16 protein-coding genes are annotated in these 18,044 nt (G+C 55.7%); 14 read left to right on the forward strand and 2 right to left on the reverse strand.

Annotated features, from left to right (window positions below; translation table 11 throughout):
• Positions 1–351: 351 nt before the first annotated feature.
• Positions 352–2,364: an OmpA family protein gene (locus FH603_RS16570; protein WP_186738655.1), complete on the reverse strand. Its 2,013-nt coding sequence runs from the start codon at positions 2,362–2,364 to the stop codon at positions 352–354.
• Positions 2,319–2,903 carry a 7-carboxy-7-deazaguanine synthase QueE gene (locus FH603_RS16575; RefSeq protein ID WP_235985479.1) on the reverse strand — a complete coding sequence of 195 codons (585 nt, stop codon included), beginning with the start codon at positions 2,901–2,903 and terminating at the stop codon, positions 2,319–2,321. Before FH603_RS16575 ends, FH603_RS16570 begins: the two co-directional genes overlap by 46 nt.
• 228 nt (positions 2,904–3,131) lie before the next feature.
• Between FH603_RS16575 and FH603_RS16580 the strand changes: the two genes are divergently transcribed.
• From FH603_RS16580 to metF, 14 genes are all read left to right on the forward strand, one after another.
• Complete coding sequence (locus FH603_RS16580; protein WP_186738657.1) at positions 3,132–3,506, forward strand: hypothetical protein; 375 nt, start codon at positions 3,132–3,134, stop codon at positions 3,504–3,506.
• Between the two features lie 42 nt (positions 3,507–3,548).
• A complete protein-coding gene (locus FH603_RS16585) occupies positions 3,549–5,195 on the forward strand; it encodes an FAD-binding protein (RefSeq protein ID WP_186738658.1) in 1,647 nt (548 codons plus the stop codon).
• Between the two features lie 368 nt (positions 5,196–5,563).
• Positions 5,564–6,424 carry an ATP phosphoribosyltransferase gene (gene hisG, locus FH603_RS16590; protein ID WP_186738659.1) on the forward strand — a complete coding sequence of 287 codons (861 nt, stop codon included), beginning with the start codon at positions 5,564–5,566 and terminating at the stop codon, positions 6,422–6,424.
• A gap of 18 nt (positions 6,425–6,442) precedes the next feature.
• Positions 6,443–7,732: a histidinol dehydrogenase gene (hisD, locus tag FH603_RS16595; RefSeq protein WP_186738660.1), complete on the forward strand. Its 1,290-nt coding sequence runs from the start codon at positions 6,443–6,445 to the stop codon at positions 7,730–7,732.
• Positions 7,733–7,767: 35 nt separating this feature from the next.
• Complete coding sequence (locus FH603_RS16600; RefSeq protein ID WP_186738661.1) at positions 7,768–8,016, forward strand: hypothetical protein; 249 nt, start codon at positions 7,768–7,770, stop codon at positions 8,014–8,016.
• Positions 8,017–8,018: 2 nt separating this feature from the next.
• A complete protein-coding gene (locus FH603_RS16605; protein WP_186738662.1) occupies positions 8,019–8,393 on the forward strand; it encodes a type II toxin-antitoxin system VapC family toxin in 375 nt (124 codons plus the stop codon).
• Positions 8,394–8,411: 18 nt separating this feature from the next.
• Positions 8,412–9,596, forward strand: coding sequence for an aminotransferase class V-fold PLP-dependent enzyme (locus FH603_RS16610; protein WP_186738663.1), 1,185 nt, complete (start codon positions 8,412–8,414; stop codon positions 9,594–9,596).
• Positions 9,593–10,117 carry a peptide deformylase gene (locus FH603_RS16615; RefSeq protein WP_186738664.1) on the forward strand — a complete coding sequence of 175 codons (525 nt, stop codon included), beginning with the start codon at positions 9,593–9,595 and terminating at the stop codon, positions 10,115–10,117. Before FH603_RS16610 ends, FH603_RS16615 begins: the two co-directional genes overlap by 4 nt.
• A 17-nt stretch (positions 10,118–10,134) precedes the next feature.
• Positions 10,135–10,668, forward strand: coding sequence for a GNAT family N-acetyltransferase (locus FH603_RS16620; RefSeq protein WP_186738665.1), 534 nt, complete (start codon positions 10,135–10,137; stop codon positions 10,666–10,668).
• 111 nt (positions 10,669–10,779) lie between these two features.
• Positions 10,780–11,937 carry a histidinol-phosphate transaminase gene (hisC, locus tag FH603_RS16625; protein WP_186738666.1) on the forward strand — a complete coding sequence of 386 codons (1,158 nt, stop codon included), beginning with the start codon at positions 10,780–10,782 and terminating at the stop codon, positions 11,935–11,937.
• 48 nt (positions 11,938–11,985) lie between these two features.
• Complete coding sequence (locus tag FH603_RS16630) at positions 11,986–12,516, forward strand: hypothetical protein (protein ID WP_186738667.1); 531 nt, start codon at positions 11,986–11,988, stop codon at positions 12,514–12,516.
• 139 nt (positions 12,517–12,655) lie between these two features.
• Entirely contained in the window at positions 12,656–16,006 is a 3,351-nt protein-coding gene (locus FH603_RS16635; protein WP_186738668.1) for a UvrD-helicase domain-containing protein, read from the forward strand.
• 27 nt (positions 16,007–16,033) lie between these two features.
• Entirely contained in the window at positions 16,034–16,897 is an 864-nt protein-coding gene (locus FH603_RS16640; RefSeq protein WP_186738669.1) for a phosphatase PAP2 family protein, read from the forward strand.
• Positions 16,898–16,967: 70 nt separating this feature from the next.
• Complete coding sequence (gene metF, locus FH603_RS16645) at positions 16,968–17,927, forward strand: methylenetetrahydrofolate reductase [NAD(P)H] (protein WP_186738670.1); 960 nt, start codon at positions 16,968–16,970, stop codon at positions 17,925–17,927.
• Positions 17,928–18,044 lie beyond the last annotated feature (117 nt).

The raw sequence follows: 18,044 nt of genomic DNA on the forward strand, positions 1-18,044 counted from the left end.
CCGAATCACAAAAGTAGACACAGACCGATACGGGAACCTACTACAAAATGATTCGGGCGCCGATCCTGAAGCAACTGAGCCTACAGGAGATACGGTTTGGATTTGAACCCCAATTGTGGCGAAGGTGGCACAGGTGTTCGACGGCGGGTGCTAACAGACGTTCACTCGCAGAGGGTATATATCAACCGAAGGCATCAGGGGGATGATAGCGTCCAACGTCAGCCGTAACCTGGGGTGATACCCTTCATTACAGCGATCGGGTATACTGGCGGCTACAGTCAAAAGGGGTCGGGTAGCCGTATTCGGCCAGCGCCAGGTTCAGGCAGAGGCCAGTCCCGTGTCACCTGTACATCAAAGGATTCGCCACTCGATTCGCCGGTTGAGTTGCCGGTTTTCGTCGGACGAGTTCGGTACGGCGGGTCGGGTTTTTCCAAAACCGACCGCCTGCATTCGACCTGGCTCCACACCGGCTTTCGTCAGGTAGTTGACCACCGCCTGGGCCCGCTTCTGCGACAGCAGCAGATTGGCTGCCGGGTCGCCCCGGTCGTCGGTATGGCCCGCAATCTCGATCCGTATGGTTGGATTTGTTTTCATAAAGGCCGAAATCCGGTCGAGTTCGGTACGGGATTTATCGGCCAGATCGTAGCGGGTAGACTCGAAGAACAGGTTGTTCAGCGTTTCTTTAGCCGTTGTGCCGGAGACTGCCCGTTCGAGCGGGACGTTCATCGCTATGCCGGTTCCACTCGAACGGTTCCGGTCGGCAGGGGCTGGTTGACTGAAATCGAACGACAGACTTTTAAATAAATAGCCCGGTGCGCTTACATAGAGCGCATAGTCGCCACCACTGGGCAAAACGGCCGTGTACTGGCCCGTAGTGGCATCGGTTTGTACGCGGGACACCACCTGATTTGTCTTCAGGTCGATGAGTTCGACCATAGCGGGCAAGGGCTTTTTAGACCGGCTGTCGGCCACAATACCTTTCAGGAAGCTAACCGGTTTGACCCGCTCCCGCAGGGACTCGGGCAGGTCAAAGACGTAAAGCCGCGAGCGCTGTGAAACGCCTTCTTTCTGCTCTTCGAAGGAATAATAGGCCCGGGTGCCATTGGCGGCTACGAACAGAGAAGCCTGATCTTCAGACGTGTTGATCGGGTAGCCCAGATTCGTTGGGGTAGACCAGCCCGTATTTTGCCCTGTTGAAGCAAGGCTATCGGCCACAAACAGATCATAGCCCCCCAAACCGACATGACCATCCGACGCGAAGAACAGGCTCTGCCCGTTGGCGTGAATGAAGGGCGAAGCCTCGTTGAAAGGCGTATTGACTGGCCCGCCAATGTTAAGTGGCTTGCTCCAGGTACCGGCCTCATCGAGGTCGCTGCGCCAGATATCCCGTCGCCCCTTGCCACCCGGCCGGTCCGATACGAAATACAGCCGACGCCCATCGGCCGACAGCGATGGCTGTGACTCATAATGGTGGGTGTTGACGGTGGGGCCAAGGTTTTCGGGTGTCGACCAGTCACTTCCAGTTTTGCGGCTCAGGTACAGGTCGCAGCTGCCGTACCCTTTTCGCCCCTGGCAGGCGGTGAAAACAATCAGGCGTCCATCGGCCGAGAGGCTGGCTGTCCCTTCGTTGTCGTTCGTGTTGATACCGGACGAGAGTGAGATGGGTGGCGACCAGCTTTCACCGTTATAGGTGGCAATCATCAGGTCTTCGTCACCTTCGGGTTTCAGGGCGGTGAAGACCAGTGTCTGCTCGTCGGGCGTGAGGACGGGAAAGTACTGCGAGGGCGTTGTCTGCAAGACCGTCGAGAGCGGTTTGGGGTCAACAGGCTGCGGATGCAGGAGCGCTTCCTGCCCAAAGCGGGCTGTTTCGATCTGCCGCCCGATCCGCTGGTTCTGTACCGATTTGGGCGGAAAGAGCGTCTGGAATTTTTCCAGATAGGGGAGTGCTTCGCTATAGCGTCCCAGCCGGAGCAGGGTACTGCTGAGCGACTGGTAGGCCGCCCCGGAAGCCGGGCTGTCGGGCTGAAGCCGGATGGCCGCACGGTAGGCATCCAGCGCCGGATCGAAGCGTTTCGTAAACTCGTAGAGCTGCCCGAGCTTCAGGTGAGCATCCGCAAAATTCGGGTCCTGTTTAACTGCCTGCTCCATGAACGGAATGGCTTCGTTCGCCTTTCGTTCGCCAAACAGTTTGATCGACTGAGCATATAACTCCCGGGCCTTCGTATCCTGAGCCAGGGAGGAAAGGGGCGAGAGAAGGCATGAAATGAGCGGGATAAAGAAAAGCCACGAAGGCATGATCCCTTTTCTCCAATCGCCCGTTATGGAATGTCCATGTACTTGTGCGTCTGCAACGAAATTTGCCATTGTGGATGGTCTTTAACGTATTCAACGATGCGGGGTAGCATTTCATTGGAACGACTCCACTCGGTTTGCAAAAAGAGTTTGCAATCGGGCCGCAGGTAGGGCACAAATGATTCGGCAAACGCAAAATCGGATGCGTTGTAAATGATTACTTTCAACTCGTTGGCTTTGTCGAAGATAGCAGGATTGGGCTTTTTGAATTTTTTGGGCGAAAAACAGATCCAGTCCCACGAGCCGGTCACGGCCTGGCATACCCCCGATGTTTCGATGTTTGTGCGGAAACCCGCCGTTTGCAGGGCTGCGGTCAGGGCGGTGAGGTCGTGCATGAGGGGCTCGCCCCCGGTAATGACTGCCATACGGCCTGGATACTGCAAGGCCCCCGTGACAATGGTGTCGATGGTTTGTTTGGGGTGAGCATTGGCGTCCCACGACTCTTTGACGTCGCACCAGTGACAGCCAACATCGCAGCCACCCAGCCGGATAAAATAAGCCGCCCGGCCCGAGTGGGCTCCTTCACCCTGAATGGTATAAAAATCTTCCATTACCGGCAGGGCAATCGCCGGATCAGGAACGTTCATATGCCGCGCTGCTGTGGACGGGCTCGGCATCGATTCTTCAGTTTGTTGTTGTTGTGTCTGTTCCAAAAGCATATACAAAGATACGATACTGCCGTTAAGTCACTCCATTTGCCGGTTACTAAATCGGGCGGAGGTTCGGGGGGGTGTTTTTGCGTACTTAGCTGGCTATCAGTGCTTAGTTGACCAACTGCCATGCCGTATCTTACTTCATTCTCCGGGCGGGTCCGTTTGTGGGCTACCCTGTTACTGCTTTCTGCCTGCCTGCCCGGCTGCGTCACCACCCGGATCGTTACGATCCCCAACAGCTGCGACAGCCCCGAGCGCGACCCGACGACGGAAAAGGTTGTCACGGCCAGATTCTGGGGACTGGTGCAGCCTGCCAACGTGACGCCCCCCTGTGCGGCCCCGGCCGGGCAGGGGTTCAACCACCTCAACGGCGTAACCGTCTGGACAACGGCCGATCAGGTCCTGCTGTCTGTTGTCACACTCGGTATCGTCATCAAACGCCATATCCGCTGGTGCTGCGCCCCGTTCATTCCGCCCCCCGACGAATCTGAACGCCCCTGATGTTGTGTCTACTGTACGTTTATTTTCTCTCCTATCCCTGCCATGAGTATTCCATCCGGTGTTGTGCCCAAGCCCCTAACGGAGTGGCCCAACCGTCACGAGAACTTTGTCCAGCCGCTTACGCCCGGCGCTTCATTCAAATTACAGCTGCCTAATCTGCCCAGCGCCCGCGAACGCTATCAGCAAACAACGGCTAATATTCAGTGGCTTATTCGCGAAGCCATCCAGACCGGTTTCTCGTTGCGGGCAATGGGCAACAACTGGTCGTTTACGAAGGTAGGGGTGTCAGACGGGGGGATCGTGGATACCGTTTCGCTGAAACAGACCAAAATCATTACGAACACGATGGTGGCCCCTGCCTACCTGGAGGCTGGCAAATCGGCGGGTAACTTGTTTTTCACCCAGTGTGGTATGAAAGTGCTCGAACTGGAAACCATTCTGGAAGGACGGGGCAAGTCTTTGCGGGCATCGGGGGCCAGCAATGCCCAGACCATCGTGGGCGCGCTCTCGACCGGTACCCACGGGGCAGCTTACCGCTTTGGTGCCGTACACGATCAGGTGGTAGGCATTCATTTAGTGTGTGGTCCCGATCGGCATGTCTGGCTCGAACGGGCCTCATACCCCGTGGCAGGCGATGGGCTGCTCGACTGGATGGGGAAACCGGAAATAATGCGGGACGACGACCTGTTCAACGCGGTGCTGGTCAGCTTTGGGTCGTTCGGGATCATTCATGGCGTACTGCTGGAAACCGAAGACCTGTTCTGGCTGAAAGGGTATAGCCAGAAGCAGATACCGTACAACGACGGTCTGAAAAAGGCCATGACTGAACTCGATTTTTCGGGCCTGACCCAGGCCATGAGCCTGCCCACGCCCCAGCCGGGTTTCGAGCCGTATCATTTTCAGATGATTGTCAATCCGCATCAGTTCGATCGGGCAGGGCTCAATCCCAACCGGGGGGCCTACGTACGTATTCTCTACAAAGCAAACCAGAAGCCGCCTGCCGACCAGGACCCGCCAGTGGCCGGAGCGTTCACCTACGGAGACAGCACGATGGGGCTGGTGCAAACGATTCTGGACCGGATAGGGCCATTTGCTCCCCTGCTTGTGCCATCGATGGTGAATCTGCTCTATCCGCAGGCCCTGGAGGATACCAATGGCGTAGTGGGCACTATGAGCGAATTTTTCGGGAACACCAATATTCGGGGTAAAGCCACCAGTGCCGCTATCGGTGTATCGGCAGCGGATAGTCCGAGGGTGCTGGAGGAGATCGTGCAGCTGAACGACCAGCACGCATTCCCGGGCATTCTGGGCCTGCGCTGGGTAAAGAAAACCCCCGCCCTGCTGGGCTTTACCCGCTATGCGGTAACCTGCGTCATTGAGCTGGATGGCGTTACGTCTAACCTGACCGATGCTTTTCTGGAACGCATCTGGAATCGACTCGACCTGCTGGGTATTGCTTATACCATGCATTGGGGGAAGATTAATTTTGGCCTGAATGAAGGCCGTGTTCGTACCATGTATACCGATCTATCCGTAAACCGGTGGCTTCGGGCCCGGCAGGAGCTACTCGATAACGCTACTCAAACTGTATTTACGAACGCATTCATGCAGCAGTGTGGCCTCGATAAATCAGGGCTTCCGGTTGTACCCATCAGTCCGCCCTCGCCCGTCGTCAGCCCCGTTGTCTGACAAGGTCTATGGTAGTTATAGGCCGACCTGTTGAAGCCAAACGATACGGTTTAGCCAACAGGCTGGACTGTAGGGACTACGTATCGCTATTTTCTAGCTGAAAAACCTTGCCCTTCTCCGTGGGCTGCTCTACCTTTGCCCCATGATTTCCCAACGGGCTACCACATTTCCTCTTCGACATCGTCGCCATCATTGTGACTGCTAAGTCACTACGGCCTCCCTGTAGTCCCGTTTTTCCTGTATTTTTGCCCCTCTGTTCATTCAATCGTATCCTGCTCTGGCAGCAGAGCGTATTCGTTTCCATCCGAAATCAGTAGTTTACCTGATGTGTGAATGTCATCATACATCTTATACCATACACCTGTTTAATGTCATCTGTACTTCGTATTGCCCTTCAGAAATCCGGTCGCCTGAGCGAGGATTCCTACCAGCTTTTCAAAGAATGCGGGATTCGCTTCGACTATGGAACTGGAAAACTCAAGTCCGTTTCATCTAATTTTCCCGCTGAGTTCCTGTTCCTGCGCGACGACGACATCCCCGGTTACGTTGAAGATGGCGTGGCAGACCTGGGTATCGTGGGGGAGAACGTGGCTGTCGAGACCGGCCGGCCGTTGGAAACGGTTCATAAGCTGGGCTTTTCCAAATGCCGACTTTCGATTGCTATTCCGCGCGGAGTCGACTGGACCGGTATTCAGGATCTGGAGGGCAAAAATATTGCTACGTCCTATCCTAATCTGTTGGGTAAGTACCTCGCCGGCGAAGGCGTTCGGGCCGAGATTCACGAAATCAGCGGATCGGTGGAGATTGCGCCGAGCATCGGTCTGGCCGAAGCCGTTTGTGACATTGTCAGCTCGGGGAGCACACTGCTCAGCAATGGCCTGAAGGAAGTCGAAACGATTTTCCGTTCCGAAGCCATTCTCATTGCGCGGCCTGAACTTGACGCCGGCAAGCGGGCGTTAGTAGACAAGCTGCTCTTCCGGATCAAATCGGTACAGGCGGCCAAGAACAACAAATACATTGTGCTGAATGCTCCTAATCAGGCTCTCGAACAGATAACGGCCTTGCTGCCGGGCATGAAAAGCCCGACCGTTACGCCCCTGGCTACCGAAGGCTGGAGTTCGGTGCACTCGGTGCTGAATGAAAACGAGTTCTGGGAAAATATCGAAGCCATCCGGGCCGCTGGTGCCGAAGGTATTCTGGTGATCCCCATTGAGAAAATGATTTATTAGGTTGCTCTGCTAACTACGATGACTATTATCCCCTTTCCCGATCGTGCTGAGTGGCCCCGCCTGCTGGCCCGCCCCGTGCAGTCGACGCAGCAGATCGAAGCGGCCGTAGCGCCTATCCTGGCCCAGGTTCGGGCCGGGGGCGATGCCGCACTCATTGAACTCGCTCAGAAATTCGACAAAGTCGATCTGTCGAACGGTGGTCTGGAGGTTGACGCAGCCGTCCTCGACGCGGCCGAAGCCCAACTGACCGACGAGCTGAAAGCCGCCATCCGGCAGGCATACCAGAATATCCGGACGTTCCATGAGCGGCAGAAACAGCCCATCGAAAAAGTGGAGACCATGCCCGGCGTGGTCTGCTGGCGCCGGAGTGTAGGCATCGAAAAGGTGGGTTTGTACATTCCGGGCGGTACGGCTCCGCTGTTTAGCACAGTGCTGATGCTGGGTGTGCCGGCGCAACTGGCGGGCTGCCGCGAGGTCGTGCTCTGTACGCCCAGCAATCACCCGGCCATTTATTTCGCGGCCCGTCTGGTAGGTATCACGAAGGTGTTCCGGATTGGTGGGGCACAGGCCATTGCGGCCATGGCCTATGGAACGGAATCGGTACCGCAGGTCTACAAGATTTTCGGGCCGGGGAACCAGTACGTTACATCGGCCAAGATGCTGGTGGCGAAAGAAGGTATGGCCATCGACATGCCCGCCGGGCCAAGCGAGGTAGCCATTTATGCCGATGATACGGCGGTACCGTCGTTCGTAGCCGCCGATCTGCTCTCGCAGGCCGAGCACGGTGCCGACAGTCAGGTGCTGCTGGTGTCGACAAGCAGGCAGTTGATCAGCATCGTAAACCTGACGATTGGCACCCAACTCGAAAAGCTGCCCCGGCGCGATCTGGCTGGTAAGGCGCTGGAAAACAGCAAAGCTATACTAGTTGAGACGCAGGCCGACGCCATTGATCTGCTCAACGCCTATGCGGCCGAGCACCTGATCCTGAGCGTCGAAAACGCCGAAGCGGTGGCCGATAAGATCATCAACGCCGGTTCTATTTTCCTGGGCAACTACACGCCTGAGTCGGCCGGTGACTACGCGTCGGGAACGAACCACACGCTGCCGACGAACGGCTTTGCCCGCGCCTACAGCGGGGTGTCGCTGGACAGTTTCGTCAAGAAGATTACGATGCAGCACATTACACCGGCCGGTTTGCAGCTCCTCGGACCCGTAGTTGAAGCCATGGCCGAAGCAGAATCGCTCGACGCCCACAAACGGGCCGTGAGTCTCCGTCTGGCCAGTCTGGCCGAGACGGTTCCAGGTTGATTTTTGTTATCTTGCTAGCTAAACGGTCGAAAATCATGAGCCAGTTATTGATTGAAGTAGATACGCCGGAAGATGAAGCCTTGCTGATGCAGTTGCTTCCGAAATTGAATTCGCGTATCCTGGAAAAAAGAGATAATCCCGAAACTAAGGATAATCAGGTGGAGAATAAACACTTGAAAGACGTTTTTGCCAAACTCACACGAAGTAAGGTCGCTGACAAATATGGTGACCCCTTGGAGTGGCAACGGGAAGCCCGTCAGGATAAACCTTTAACCGGACGCTAAAGATGATTGTTGATAGCAATGTAATCATCTATTCTATTCAGCAAGGATACGAGAAACTACAGGAGTATTTGCTGGAGCGCTCCACACAGGTTTGCGCATCTACGATCACCAAGATTGAAGTAGTTGGCTTCCATAAACTAAATGACTCCGAAAAAGAGGAGTTCGAAGCGTTTTTTCGGCTTGTTACACTGCTTCCCATTACAAGTGAGGTTGTCGCCGAAGCCATTCGACTGCGTCAGCAGCGGAAGCGTTCGCTGGGCGATTCGATCATTGCCGCTACAGGCTTACTCTATAACCAGCCTGTGCTGACCAATAATTTACCCGACTTCACGGACATCCCCGGCCTGGAGGTTATCTCGCTGGAATCGGTGCTATAAAACTTTCACCCACCGTTCATGTTTGACCTTTCCGCCCTTCGCGCCGACACTACCGGCGTTCAGCATGTCGCTCACTTCAACAATGCCGGGGCTGCGCTCATGCCCGCCCCCGTGGTTGAAACAATCACTCAATACATTACGCTTGAATCGGAAGTAGGTGGCTACGAAGCGGCCGAGCTACGGCGCGATGCCATCCGGGGTTTCTACACCGCAACGGCTGAGCTACTGGGGACCAGGCCCGAGAACATAGCGGCCACGTCCAGCGCGACCGATGCTTATGCCCGGGCCCTGTCGGCCATTCCGTTCCGGCGGGGCGACGTTATCCTGACCACGATCAACGACTACGTATCGAACCAGATCGCATTCCTGTCGCTGCAAAAGCGGTTTGGCATCACGATCGTTCGGGCCGACGACGATCCAAAAGGGGGTGTCTCGGTGGAAGATATGGCGGCAAAAATCCAGTCGCTGAACCCCAGACTCGTAGCTGTAACCCACGTACCAACCAACTCCGGGCTGGTGCAACCCGTAGAAGCCATTGGGGCGCTTTGCCGGGAAAACGATGTTCTGTATTTGGTCGATGCCTGCCAGTCGGTGGGGCAGTTCCCGGTGAACGTCGGGCAGATTCAGTGCGATTTTCTGACCGCTACCTGCCGGAAGTTTCTGCGCGGGCCACGCGGCATGGGATTTCTGTATGTGTCTGATAAAGTACTGTCGGAAGGCTACGCGCCCCTGTTTGTCGATCTGCATGGCGCGTCGTGGGAGTCGGCCGACACGTTTTTGCCGGTACCAACGGCGCTGCGGTTCGAGGACTGGGAGTTTCCATACGCGCTGGTGCTGGGCGCTGCGGAGGCTCATCGGTACGCGCTGACGGTAGGGCTGGATACCATCGCCAGCCGCAATGCGGTCTTGTGCGCCCAACTACGCGGGCAGCTTGGTACACTACCCGGCGTTCGCCTGCTCGATGAGGGCGAACACCTGTCGAGCATCATCACCCTGTTCAGCGACCGCCAACCGGCCGAAGCCATCAAAGCCGCGTTGTCGGCGGAGCGGATCAACACCTCGCTAAGCGTATACGGTGGCGCTATTCTGGATTACGGCCGGAAAGGGATGACGACGGCGGCCCTGCGCATCTCGCCCCATTACTACAATACGGAGGCCGAACTGGACACCCTCGTCGACACGCTACAGCGGATACTGGCATGAAACACCTCGCCGATTTACTACTGCTAGGCGATCCGCGCCTGTACGAAACCTGCGATCCGGTCCTGGAATCGGAGTTGCCGCTCGTACCCGGCTGGGTTGCCGACCTGCACAATGTGATGGAAGAGATCCGGGCGCGGTACCAGTTCGGACGGGGCATTGCCGCACCCCAACTCGGAATTATGAAGCGACTGATCTACCTCAATGTCGATCGTCCCGTTGTCATCATCAACCCCGCGTTCGTAACGGTCAGCCCCGAAATCGATGAGTTGTGGGACGACTGTATGAGCTTTCCCAACCTACTGGTCCGGGTGCAGCGACACCGGAGCCTGACCATGACCTTCCGCGATGAACACTGGCAGCTGCACACCTGGGACGTAACAGACTGGTCGCTCTCGGAGTTGATTCAGCACGAATATGACCACCTGAACGGAGTCCTTTGCACCATGCGGGCTGTTGACGGCCAATCGTTGCGGTGGCGACCAACGCCCGCATCCACCGACGGGCTGCCCGCTCAGTTGTAAGTTTATCAACCTGACCAATGATTGCCAATTCTATTCTTGATTTTCAGCTACTGTCGGTTTCGGATGCCGAGCTATTGGCCGAGGTAGCGCTACGGGCCTATACCGACCATTACCTGCATTTATGGCATGACGGTGGCGCGTGGTACATAAACCGGTCCTTCACGCCTGAGGTGCTGCGCCGGGAGCTGGATAATCCCAACGCCCGCTTTTACCTCGTTCAGCAGCACGGCCAGCCGGTGGGCTTTCTCAAGCTGAACCTCCATCAGCCGTCGCCCTGCCAGGTAACGGTCAATGCGCTGGAACTGGAACGCATCTATCTGATCAACGCCGTTACGGGTCTGGGTATCGGGCGGGCCTGTATGCAGTTTGTGATCGAACAGGCCCGGCAGCTGCAAAAAGAGGTTGTCTGGCTCAAGTCGATGGATAGCAGCCATGATGCACTTGCGTTCTACGGGAAGATGGGTTTCGAGCCCTGCGGCACCGATCGCTTGCCCTTCGAGGTGATGAAAGAAGCGTTTCGGGGGATGATCGTCCTGCACCGAACGCTGTAAAGCAGGAGGCCGCAAACGTCCGGCGCGAAAAACCTGTCCTTATCTTTGATCAAAATTTACGCTATCAACGTTGCCTGACTACAGGCACCTGTTCGCTGACCCCTTATACGCATGACTGCTTTCTCGCTAAAAGCCATCCTTCGTCCACACATCCTGACCCTGATGCCCTATTCGTCGGCCCGCGACGAGTACACGGGTAAAGAGGGCGTGTTTCTGGACGCTAACGAAAATCCGCTGGGACCTTCCCTGAGTGAATCAACCGCTCAGGATAGCCAGTTTAACCGCTATCCTGATCCGCACCAGTGGGCGATCAAGCAAAAGCTGGCCCCGATCAAAGGTGTCCGGCCGGAGCAGATTTTTCTGGGCAATGGCTCCGATGAGCCCATCGATCTGCTGGTTCGGGCTACCTGCACGCCCGGTTCCGTTTCCGGAGATAGCATCCTGATCATGCCGCCCACCTACGGCATGTATGAAGTATCGGCCACGATCAACGACGTGGCCGTCACTAAAGTCCCGTTAACACCCGATTTTCAGGTCGATGTACCCGCCGTGCTGGCGGCTATCGACGAAACGACCAAGCTGATCTGGCTCTGTTCACCCAATAATCCGTCGGGCAACCGGCTGCGGGCTGAGGACATACGGACGGTACTGGAGGCTGCCCGTGAAAAGCTGGTCATTGTTGACGAGGCTTACATCGACTTTTCGGCCGACCCATCCTGGACGCGCCAACTCGACACCTACCCCAATCTGGTGGTCCTGCAAACGTTCTCCAAAGCGTGGGGACTGGCAGGGCTGCGGCTGGGTATGTGTTTTGCCTCGGAGGAGCTGATCCGGGTGCTGAACAAAATAAAACCACCGTACAACATCTCGGCTCCCACGCAGGCGCTGGCCCTGGAAGCCCTCGACCACGAAGCCGACAAGGACAATATGGTCCGTGAAATCCTGCACGAACGGCAGGTATTGGCCGATAACCTGCGTACTTTGCCTTCGGTGCAGGTCATTCACCCGTCCGATGCCAACTTTCTGCTGGTGCGCTTTGCCGATGCCGGCAGCACCTTCGCACAGTTAATTGACCATCAAGTCATTGTGCGGGATCGCTCGAAGGTCATTCTGTGTGACGGTTGTTTACGCATCAGCGTCGGAACGCGGGCTGAGAATGAGCGGTTAGTGGAGGTACTTCATCACCTCGGCCGTACACCTACGCCAACTGATCTGCCCCTGGGCACGGGTGAGGACGCTACAAAGCCGGAATTAGTATCAAATGCGTAAATCAGTCTGTTGGCAGACGCTTTAACTAACATGATGGGTAGAGTATCTATGAAAAAGTCGATTCTGTTGCTTTCGCTGGTTCTCCTGGGTTGGCTTTGTGGACCTAATCAGGCACAGGCGCAGTACAACAACTGGTCGGTGGGTTTCCGTCTTGGTGAACCGTCCGGGGTGAACATTCGCAAATATTTTGGCAGTAACCACGCCTTCGACCTGAATGTCGGTACCTATGGTGGTTTGTATGGCAACCGGCGGAAATACCGGGATGGCGATTACAGAAGCGTTGGCTTGAGCGTGCAGGGCCATTATCTGTGGCACAAGGCGCTAACCAGCAGCGAAAGCATACGGGGTTATTACGGCTTCGGTGGACAGATCAACACCCGCCGGTATTATGCAAACCGGCTGAACGGTCAGTACGAAAATGCGCTGACGCTGGGCGGTTCCGGTATTGCCGGGGTGGAGGTTTTTCCGGCCAGCAAACCGTATTCGTTTTTTCTGGAGACCGGCCTTTACGTCGAACTTCTTCAGGCACCCTTCTTCCTGAACCTGAACTCAGGGCTGGGAATTCGGTATAATTTTTAAGAAAGGGAGGAAGGAGAAAAGGAGGAGGGAAGAAAGGAGGAAAGGGAATTAACGGACTGAAGGTGTAAAATGCCGTCACGTCCCTCTTCCCTTTCCTCCCTACTCCCTCTCCTCCTTCCTCCTTTCCTCCCCCTTCCCTATGTTCAAAGTCTACAGTTCCTCCGCCGGGTCGGGTAAGACATATACACTTACCAAAGAGTACCTCAAACTGGCATTGATGCCGAGCGCGAAGGATGACTATTTCCGGCATATCCTGGCAGTTACCTTTACCAATGCGGCTGCTAACGAAATGAAAAGCCGGATTCTGGAACGGCTCCGCGAACTCGCCGATCCCGATAAAGATATCCCCCTGTTGAATGAACTGGTAGCCGGGTTTTATCCGGATGCGGAGGGCGATGCGTTCCAGATTGTTAAGGACGAACTACGCCGGAAAGCGGCTTCCGTTTTCAGGACTATTCTTCATAAATACGCCGATTTTTCTGTTACCACCATCGACTCGTTCACGCAGCGGATCGTGATGGCGTTCACCGATGAGCTAGGCTTACCGTACTCGTTCGAAGTCGAGATGGAAACCGATGAAGTGCTGGAACTGGCTATCGACAACCTGATCGAAAAGGCAGGACTCGACGAAATGGAGGAGATCACGGATATCCTCAGTGACTACTACACCAACACGGCCACTGAGGGAAAAAGCTGGAATCAACTGCCGGAACTGCTCAAGGAGTTTGGCCGTAACCTGACGTCAGACCAATTTTACGAAGCCGTCAATGCGGCCCAGGAACTGTCGCCGGGTGCCCTGCGCGCTATTCGGGCGCAGTTGATGGCCCATAACCGGCAAGTGGAAACCGACGTAGTAGGGCATGGGCAGCGGGCCTGGAAACGGATCACAGACGCCGGCCTGGGCGATGCCGATTTTGCGTATGCCGACAAAGGCGTAGCGGGCTACCTGCGAAGCATAGCCGAAGGTAACGCCGGTAAAGATGCGGGGGTACGGGTACAAAATGCTGTAGAAAAGGGCGATTGGTACACCAAAAAAACACCCCGCCCCGTGCAGGCCCTGATCGATGAAATGGTTGCCGACTTAGGTGACTGTATCGGTCAGATCGGCGCTGTTCGCGAGGCAAGTGCACACCAGGTGGCCCTGTTCGATTGTTTGCTACCCCACCTGCAAAAACTGTCGCTGCTGAAGCAGATGCGCATCGAATTCGATGAACTGCTACGCAAAGACGGCCGCGTACATATTTCAGAGTTCAATAAAAAAATTCTCAGCATTGTGGCCTCCGAGCCTGTGCCGTTCCTCTACGAACGGCTTGGGGTCAAATACCACCATATCCTGATCGATGAGTTCCAGGATACATCAAAACTTCAGTTTGCCAACCTGATGCCCCTGATCGACAACGCCCTGGGATTCGATCATTTTAACCTGGCCGTGGGCGATGGAAAACAGGCGATCTACCGCTTCCGGGGGGGCGACATGGACCAGATCGTTTCGCTGCATCGGCAGGACCTGGACAGTCTCAAGAAGGCCCATAAACCCGGCTCCTATACCGCCGACCGAATCGATATGCTCGCCGGGCAGATCATCCCTGATATGCTCGATACCAACTGGCGCAGCGCCGAGCCTATCGTACGTTTCAATAACGAGTTCTTCGATTTTGCCGCCCGTCGGTTTGAACAGGAACACGCCAAAATCGGTGACGTTTTTGACGCGGAGCAGGTATTCCGGCAGAAGACGCAGCCAGATGCCCGTACCGAGGGCCATGTGCAGATCGACTTTGTCGCCAAAGATACCGACGAAGGCAAAGACCTGACGGCGGTGATGCTGGAGAAGACGATCGAGCATTTGGAACAGGCGCTGGCCGATGGGTATCAATACAGTGACATTGCCATTCTGTGTCGGAAGAAAGCCCATGCCCGGGCGTTGGCCAACGAACTCAACAGCCGACGGATTCCGCTGGTCTCGGCCGACTCGCTGTCGCTTGAGTTTTCGGAACCGGTCAAGTGGCTGGTAACGCTTATGCGTCTGCTACAGCAGCCCGACCAGAAACTGCTGCGTTATGAGTTGTTGTATCTTTATCACCGTGTGGTACGGGGCGTTTTTCCGAACGATTCACTCACCGAAGAACTGCGTACCGTTGCTGAGGGCGACATCATGGGCGTTTATGACTACCTGACCGCCGAAGGCTACCCACTCGACCCGTATGCGCTCGGTCAGCTCAACCCCTATGAACTCGCCGAGCGGCTGACGGCCCAGTTCAACCTCTTCAGCCAGGCCGATCACAACCCGTTTCTGTTCCGGTTTCTGGATGAAGTGCTGACGTTCAACAAGAACCGCAGCGGGCACCTGAGTGATTTTTTGCTGTACTGGGACGGCGTTCGGCAAAAGATCTCTGTGGAAGGAGAAGCCCGCAACGCCATAAGTATCCAGACCATCCACAAGTCGAAAGGGCTGGAATTTCCGGTGGTCATTATTCCCTTTGCCAACTGGACGGTAGAGCCCAACCGGAACAGTACTATCTGGCTCGACCTGGCTGAGGTGCGTACCGATATGCTGGCGCATGAAGCGGCAACGGGCGAAATTACCCGACTGCTGTCGGCCCCGGCATCGGTAAACGGAAACCTTGGCAAGACACCCGTCGCCGTGGCAGCTCAGTACAAAGAAGAGCTGACCCGGACGTTTCTGGAAAATATGAACCTGTTGTATGTGGCATTCACGCGCCCAACCGACCGGCTCTACATCATCAGCAAATCATCGGACTTTACGAAGTCAGGTAGCCATAAGGATATAAGTTTCTGGCTATATAGTTTTTTGCGCGACAGCGAAATTGCCCGGCAGTGCGGCTGTGCTTGGCAGGAAGGCGTATCCACGTATGTGATCAGCCTATGTGCCGATGCTGTTCAGCACAAGAAAAAAACGGAGTCGCCCGACGAGATCTATCTGGACGATATCATCAGCGGCCACCGGAAGCAGGAGCTAAATCTGCGCCGACAGGCCGACCGCCTGTTCGACGTAGCAACGTTTGAGCGGACCCGGGAGCGCGACAACAAACTTTGTGCGGCCTTAAGTCTGATCAAAGGTCCCGGATGCATCGACAAAACGCTCCGGCAACTCGTCAGCGAAGGGGTAGTCCGCCAGTTGGAGTGCGACGAACTGCGGCAGTGCCTCACCCGTATCGTGTTGCATCCGGCGCTGGCGAACCTGTTCGATGCTACCTTGCGAATCGATACCGACCGCAGTATTCTGAGCAGTAAACGGTCGCACGGGGCGCCCCACCGCGTGGTACATTACCCCGATGGCAGCGTTATTCTGGTGCAATATGAATCGGTGGTGCCGGTTACGGTTACGGCTGGAACCGCGCCCGACCCGATCAGTGGACTGCGTTATTTTACCGGCTTGTACCGGGATATGGGTTTTGCAGAAGTGGAAGGGCGATTGGTGTATCTATCCGACGACCTGAGCCATGGCCCGGAGGTGATCCGGGTGGTTTAAGAAAGACAGGAAACTAAACAAGGGATAATGAAGAACTGGCGTGCTGGTAATTTTGGGCCTGAAAAACAGATCGGCAGAACTGCCTCCTTACTGCTTATCCTGAGTATGTTATGTAGTGCCGGATTCGGTCAATCGCCTTACCAGTTACGCACGGGCCGGGAGTTGACGGTGTTGGGGGTAGGGGCGTTGAGCGGGGTGTCGGCGCTGGTACTGGAAACAAACGTCAGCCCATTGACAGAGGGTGAGATAAGAACCCTGAACCGTGCCGACGTGAATACCTTCGACCGGCGCGCCACGTATCGGTTCAGCACCACCGCCGACCGGCTCAGCGACGTGACGCTGGCGGGTAATGCTGCGGTGCTGGGACTGCTCACGATCGGTACGAAACCTATGCGGCAGGATATCAAAACGGTGGCGGTCATGTATATCGAAACGATCCTGCTGGCCAATGGTGTGCAGCGTTCGGTTAAAAACCTGACCCAGCGGACCCGGCCTTTCGTTTACAATCCAAATGCACCGCTGGACGATAAACTCCAGCGGGAGGCCCGGCAATCGTTCTTTTCGGGCCATGCTACCAATGCGTTTGCTACGGCGGTCTTCACCGGCGAGGTATTCCGGCATTATTTTCCGGATTCCCGCCTGAAACCCGTCGTTTGGATCGGCTCGCTGGGGCTGGCAGCGGCCACCGCCGGTTTACGGTATGAAGGGGGACTTCATTACCCGACCGACCTGCTGGCGGGCGCTGCCTTCGGGTCGCTGATCGGGTGGGGGATACCTAAACTGCACGAGGTCAAAAATCGTAGCCAGCTAGGCCGTCGGCTGGAGGTTCAGCCGTGGAGCAATGGGCAGGCAAATGGAATTTACATGCAGCTGGCGGTGTTCTCGCGGTAGTATTGCCGTTACCTGTTGTACCTTCTACCGATGGGGCAAACCACCGTTGGGAATGCGAATTAATTAGCTAATGACTAAAATTACCGACCACATCAAGGCCGCTAACGGCAAACCAATTTTTTCCATTGAAGTAATTCCGCCCATCAAAGGCGACAACCTGAAAAGCCTGCTCGACAACATTGAGCCGCTGATGGAGTTCAAACCGCCGTTTATCGACGTGACCTACCACCGGGAGGAATACATCGAGCGGCCCATGCCCGACGGCACTATCCATAAGATCGTAACCCGTAAGCGGCCCGGAACGGTTGGTATCTGTTCGGCTATCATGCACCGGTTTGGTGTCGATCCGGTTCCTCATGTCCTCTGTGGCGGGTTCAGCCGCGACGAAACGGAAGACTTCCTGATCGATCTCCACTACCTCGGTATTGACAATGCGCTCGTGCTGCGGGGCGACCCGGCCAAGCCATTCAACACCTTCAAGGCAAAAGAAAACGGATACGCCTACGCCAGCGACCTGGTGGAGCAGGTGGCGAACATGAACCAGGGTATTTATCTCCACGAAGAGGAAACATCGCTGGCTCCCAGTAATTTCTGCATTGGCGTAGCCGCTTATCCGGAGAAGCATTTCGAAGCCGAGAACCATGATGTCGATTTCGATTTTCTGAAGCTGAAAGTCGATAAAGGCGCGGATTACATCGTTACGCAAATGTTCTTCGACAATCGGAAGTACTTCGATTTTGTGGATCGATGCCGTCAGCATGGCATTACCATACCTATTATTCCGGGCCTGAAGCCAATCAGTACCCGTCGGCAATTGCAGATTCTGCCGAAGCTATTTCACCTGGAGATGCCGGCCGATCTGGTGCAAGCCGTTGAAGCCTGCGAGAACGACCAGCAGGTGCGCCAGGTAGGTGTAGAATGGTGCATCCAGCAGTGCCGTGAATTAACCGCTGCCCAGACGCCCGTTCTTCACTTTTACACGATGGGCAAAGCCGACAACATCATGAAAGTAGCGCGCGAAATATTCTAGTAGAGACCGCACCGATTTCTATGGGTTATGAAAAGGCTGGCGCATAATTTTTGTCATATTTTTCACCCCGTCGAACAACCGCACAAACCCGGTGAATCAGCTTGTTGCGGACGGCGT

The sequence above is a fragment of the Spirosoma utsteinense genome, assembly GCF_014282275.1.
Taxonomy (GTDB): Bacteria; Bacteroidota; Bacteroidia; order Cytophagales; family Spirosomataceae; genus Spirosoma; species Spirosoma utsteinense.

What these genes read in the sequence shown, in the direction of transcription:
- FH603_RS16580 (WP_186738657.1), top strand. Translation starts at nt 3,132, where the DNA reads ATGCCGTATCTTACTTCATTCTCCGGGCGGGTCCGTTTGTGGGCTACC.
- FH603_RS16605 (WP_186738662.1), top strand. Translation starts at nt 8,019, where the DNA reads ATGATTGTTGATAGCAATGTAATCATCTATTCTATTCAGCAAGGATAC.
- FH603_RS16600 (WP_186738661.1), top strand. Translation starts at nt 7,768, where the DNA reads ATGAGCCAGTTATTGATTGAAGTAGATACGCCGGAAGATGAAGCCTTG.
- hisC (WP_186738666.1), top strand. Translation starts at nt 10,780, where the DNA reads ATGACTGCTTTCTCGCTAAAAGCCATCCTTCGTCCACACATCCTGACC.
- FH603_RS16570 (WP_186738655.1), bottom strand. Translation starts at nt 2,364, where the DNA reads ATGGCAAATTTCGTTGCAGACGCACAAGTACATGGACATTCCATAACG.
- hisG (WP_186738659.1), top strand. Translation starts at nt 5,564, where the DNA reads ATGTCATCTGTACTTCGTATTGCCCTTCAGAAATCCGGTCGCCTGAGC.
- hisD (WP_186738660.1), top strand. Translation starts at nt 6,443, where the DNA reads ATGACTATTATCCCCTTTCCCGATCGTGCTGAGTGGCCCCGCCTGCTG.
- FH603_RS16635 (WP_186738668.1), top strand. Translation starts at nt 12,656, where the DNA reads ATGTTCAAAGTCTACAGTTCCTCCGCCGGGTCGGGTAAGACATATACA.
- FH603_RS16610 (WP_186738663.1), top strand. Translation starts at nt 8,412, where the DNA reads ATGTTTGACCTTTCCGCCCTTCGCGCCGACACTACCGGCGTTCAGCAT.
- FH603_RS16640 (WP_186738669.1), top strand. Translation starts at nt 16,034, where the DNA reads ATGAAGAACTGGCGTGCTGGTAATTTTGGGCCTGAAAAACAGATCGGC.
- FH603_RS16575 (WP_235985479.1), bottom strand. Translation starts at nt 2,903, where the DNA reads ATGGAAGATTTTTATACCATTCAGGGTGAAGGAGCCCACTCGGGCCGG.
- FH603_RS16615 (WP_186738664.1), top strand. Translation starts at nt 9,593, where the DNA reads ATGAAACACCTCGCCGATTTACTACTGCTAGGCGATCCGCGCCTGTAC.
- FH603_RS16620 (WP_186738665.1), top strand. Translation starts at nt 10,135, where the DNA reads ATGATTGCCAATTCTATTCTTGATTTTCAGCTACTGTCGGTTTCGGAT.
- metF (WP_186738670.1), top strand. Translation starts at nt 16,968, where the DNA reads ATGACTAAAATTACCGACCACATCAAGGCCGCTAACGGCAAACCAATT.
- FH603_RS16585 (WP_186738658.1), top strand. Translation starts at nt 3,549, where the DNA reads ATGAGTATTCCATCCGGTGTTGTGCCCAAGCCCCTAACGGAGTGGCCC.
- FH603_RS16630 (WP_186738667.1), top strand. Translation starts at nt 11,986, where the DNA reads ATGAAAAAGTCGATTCTGTTGCTTTCGCTGGTTCTCCTGGGTTGGCTT.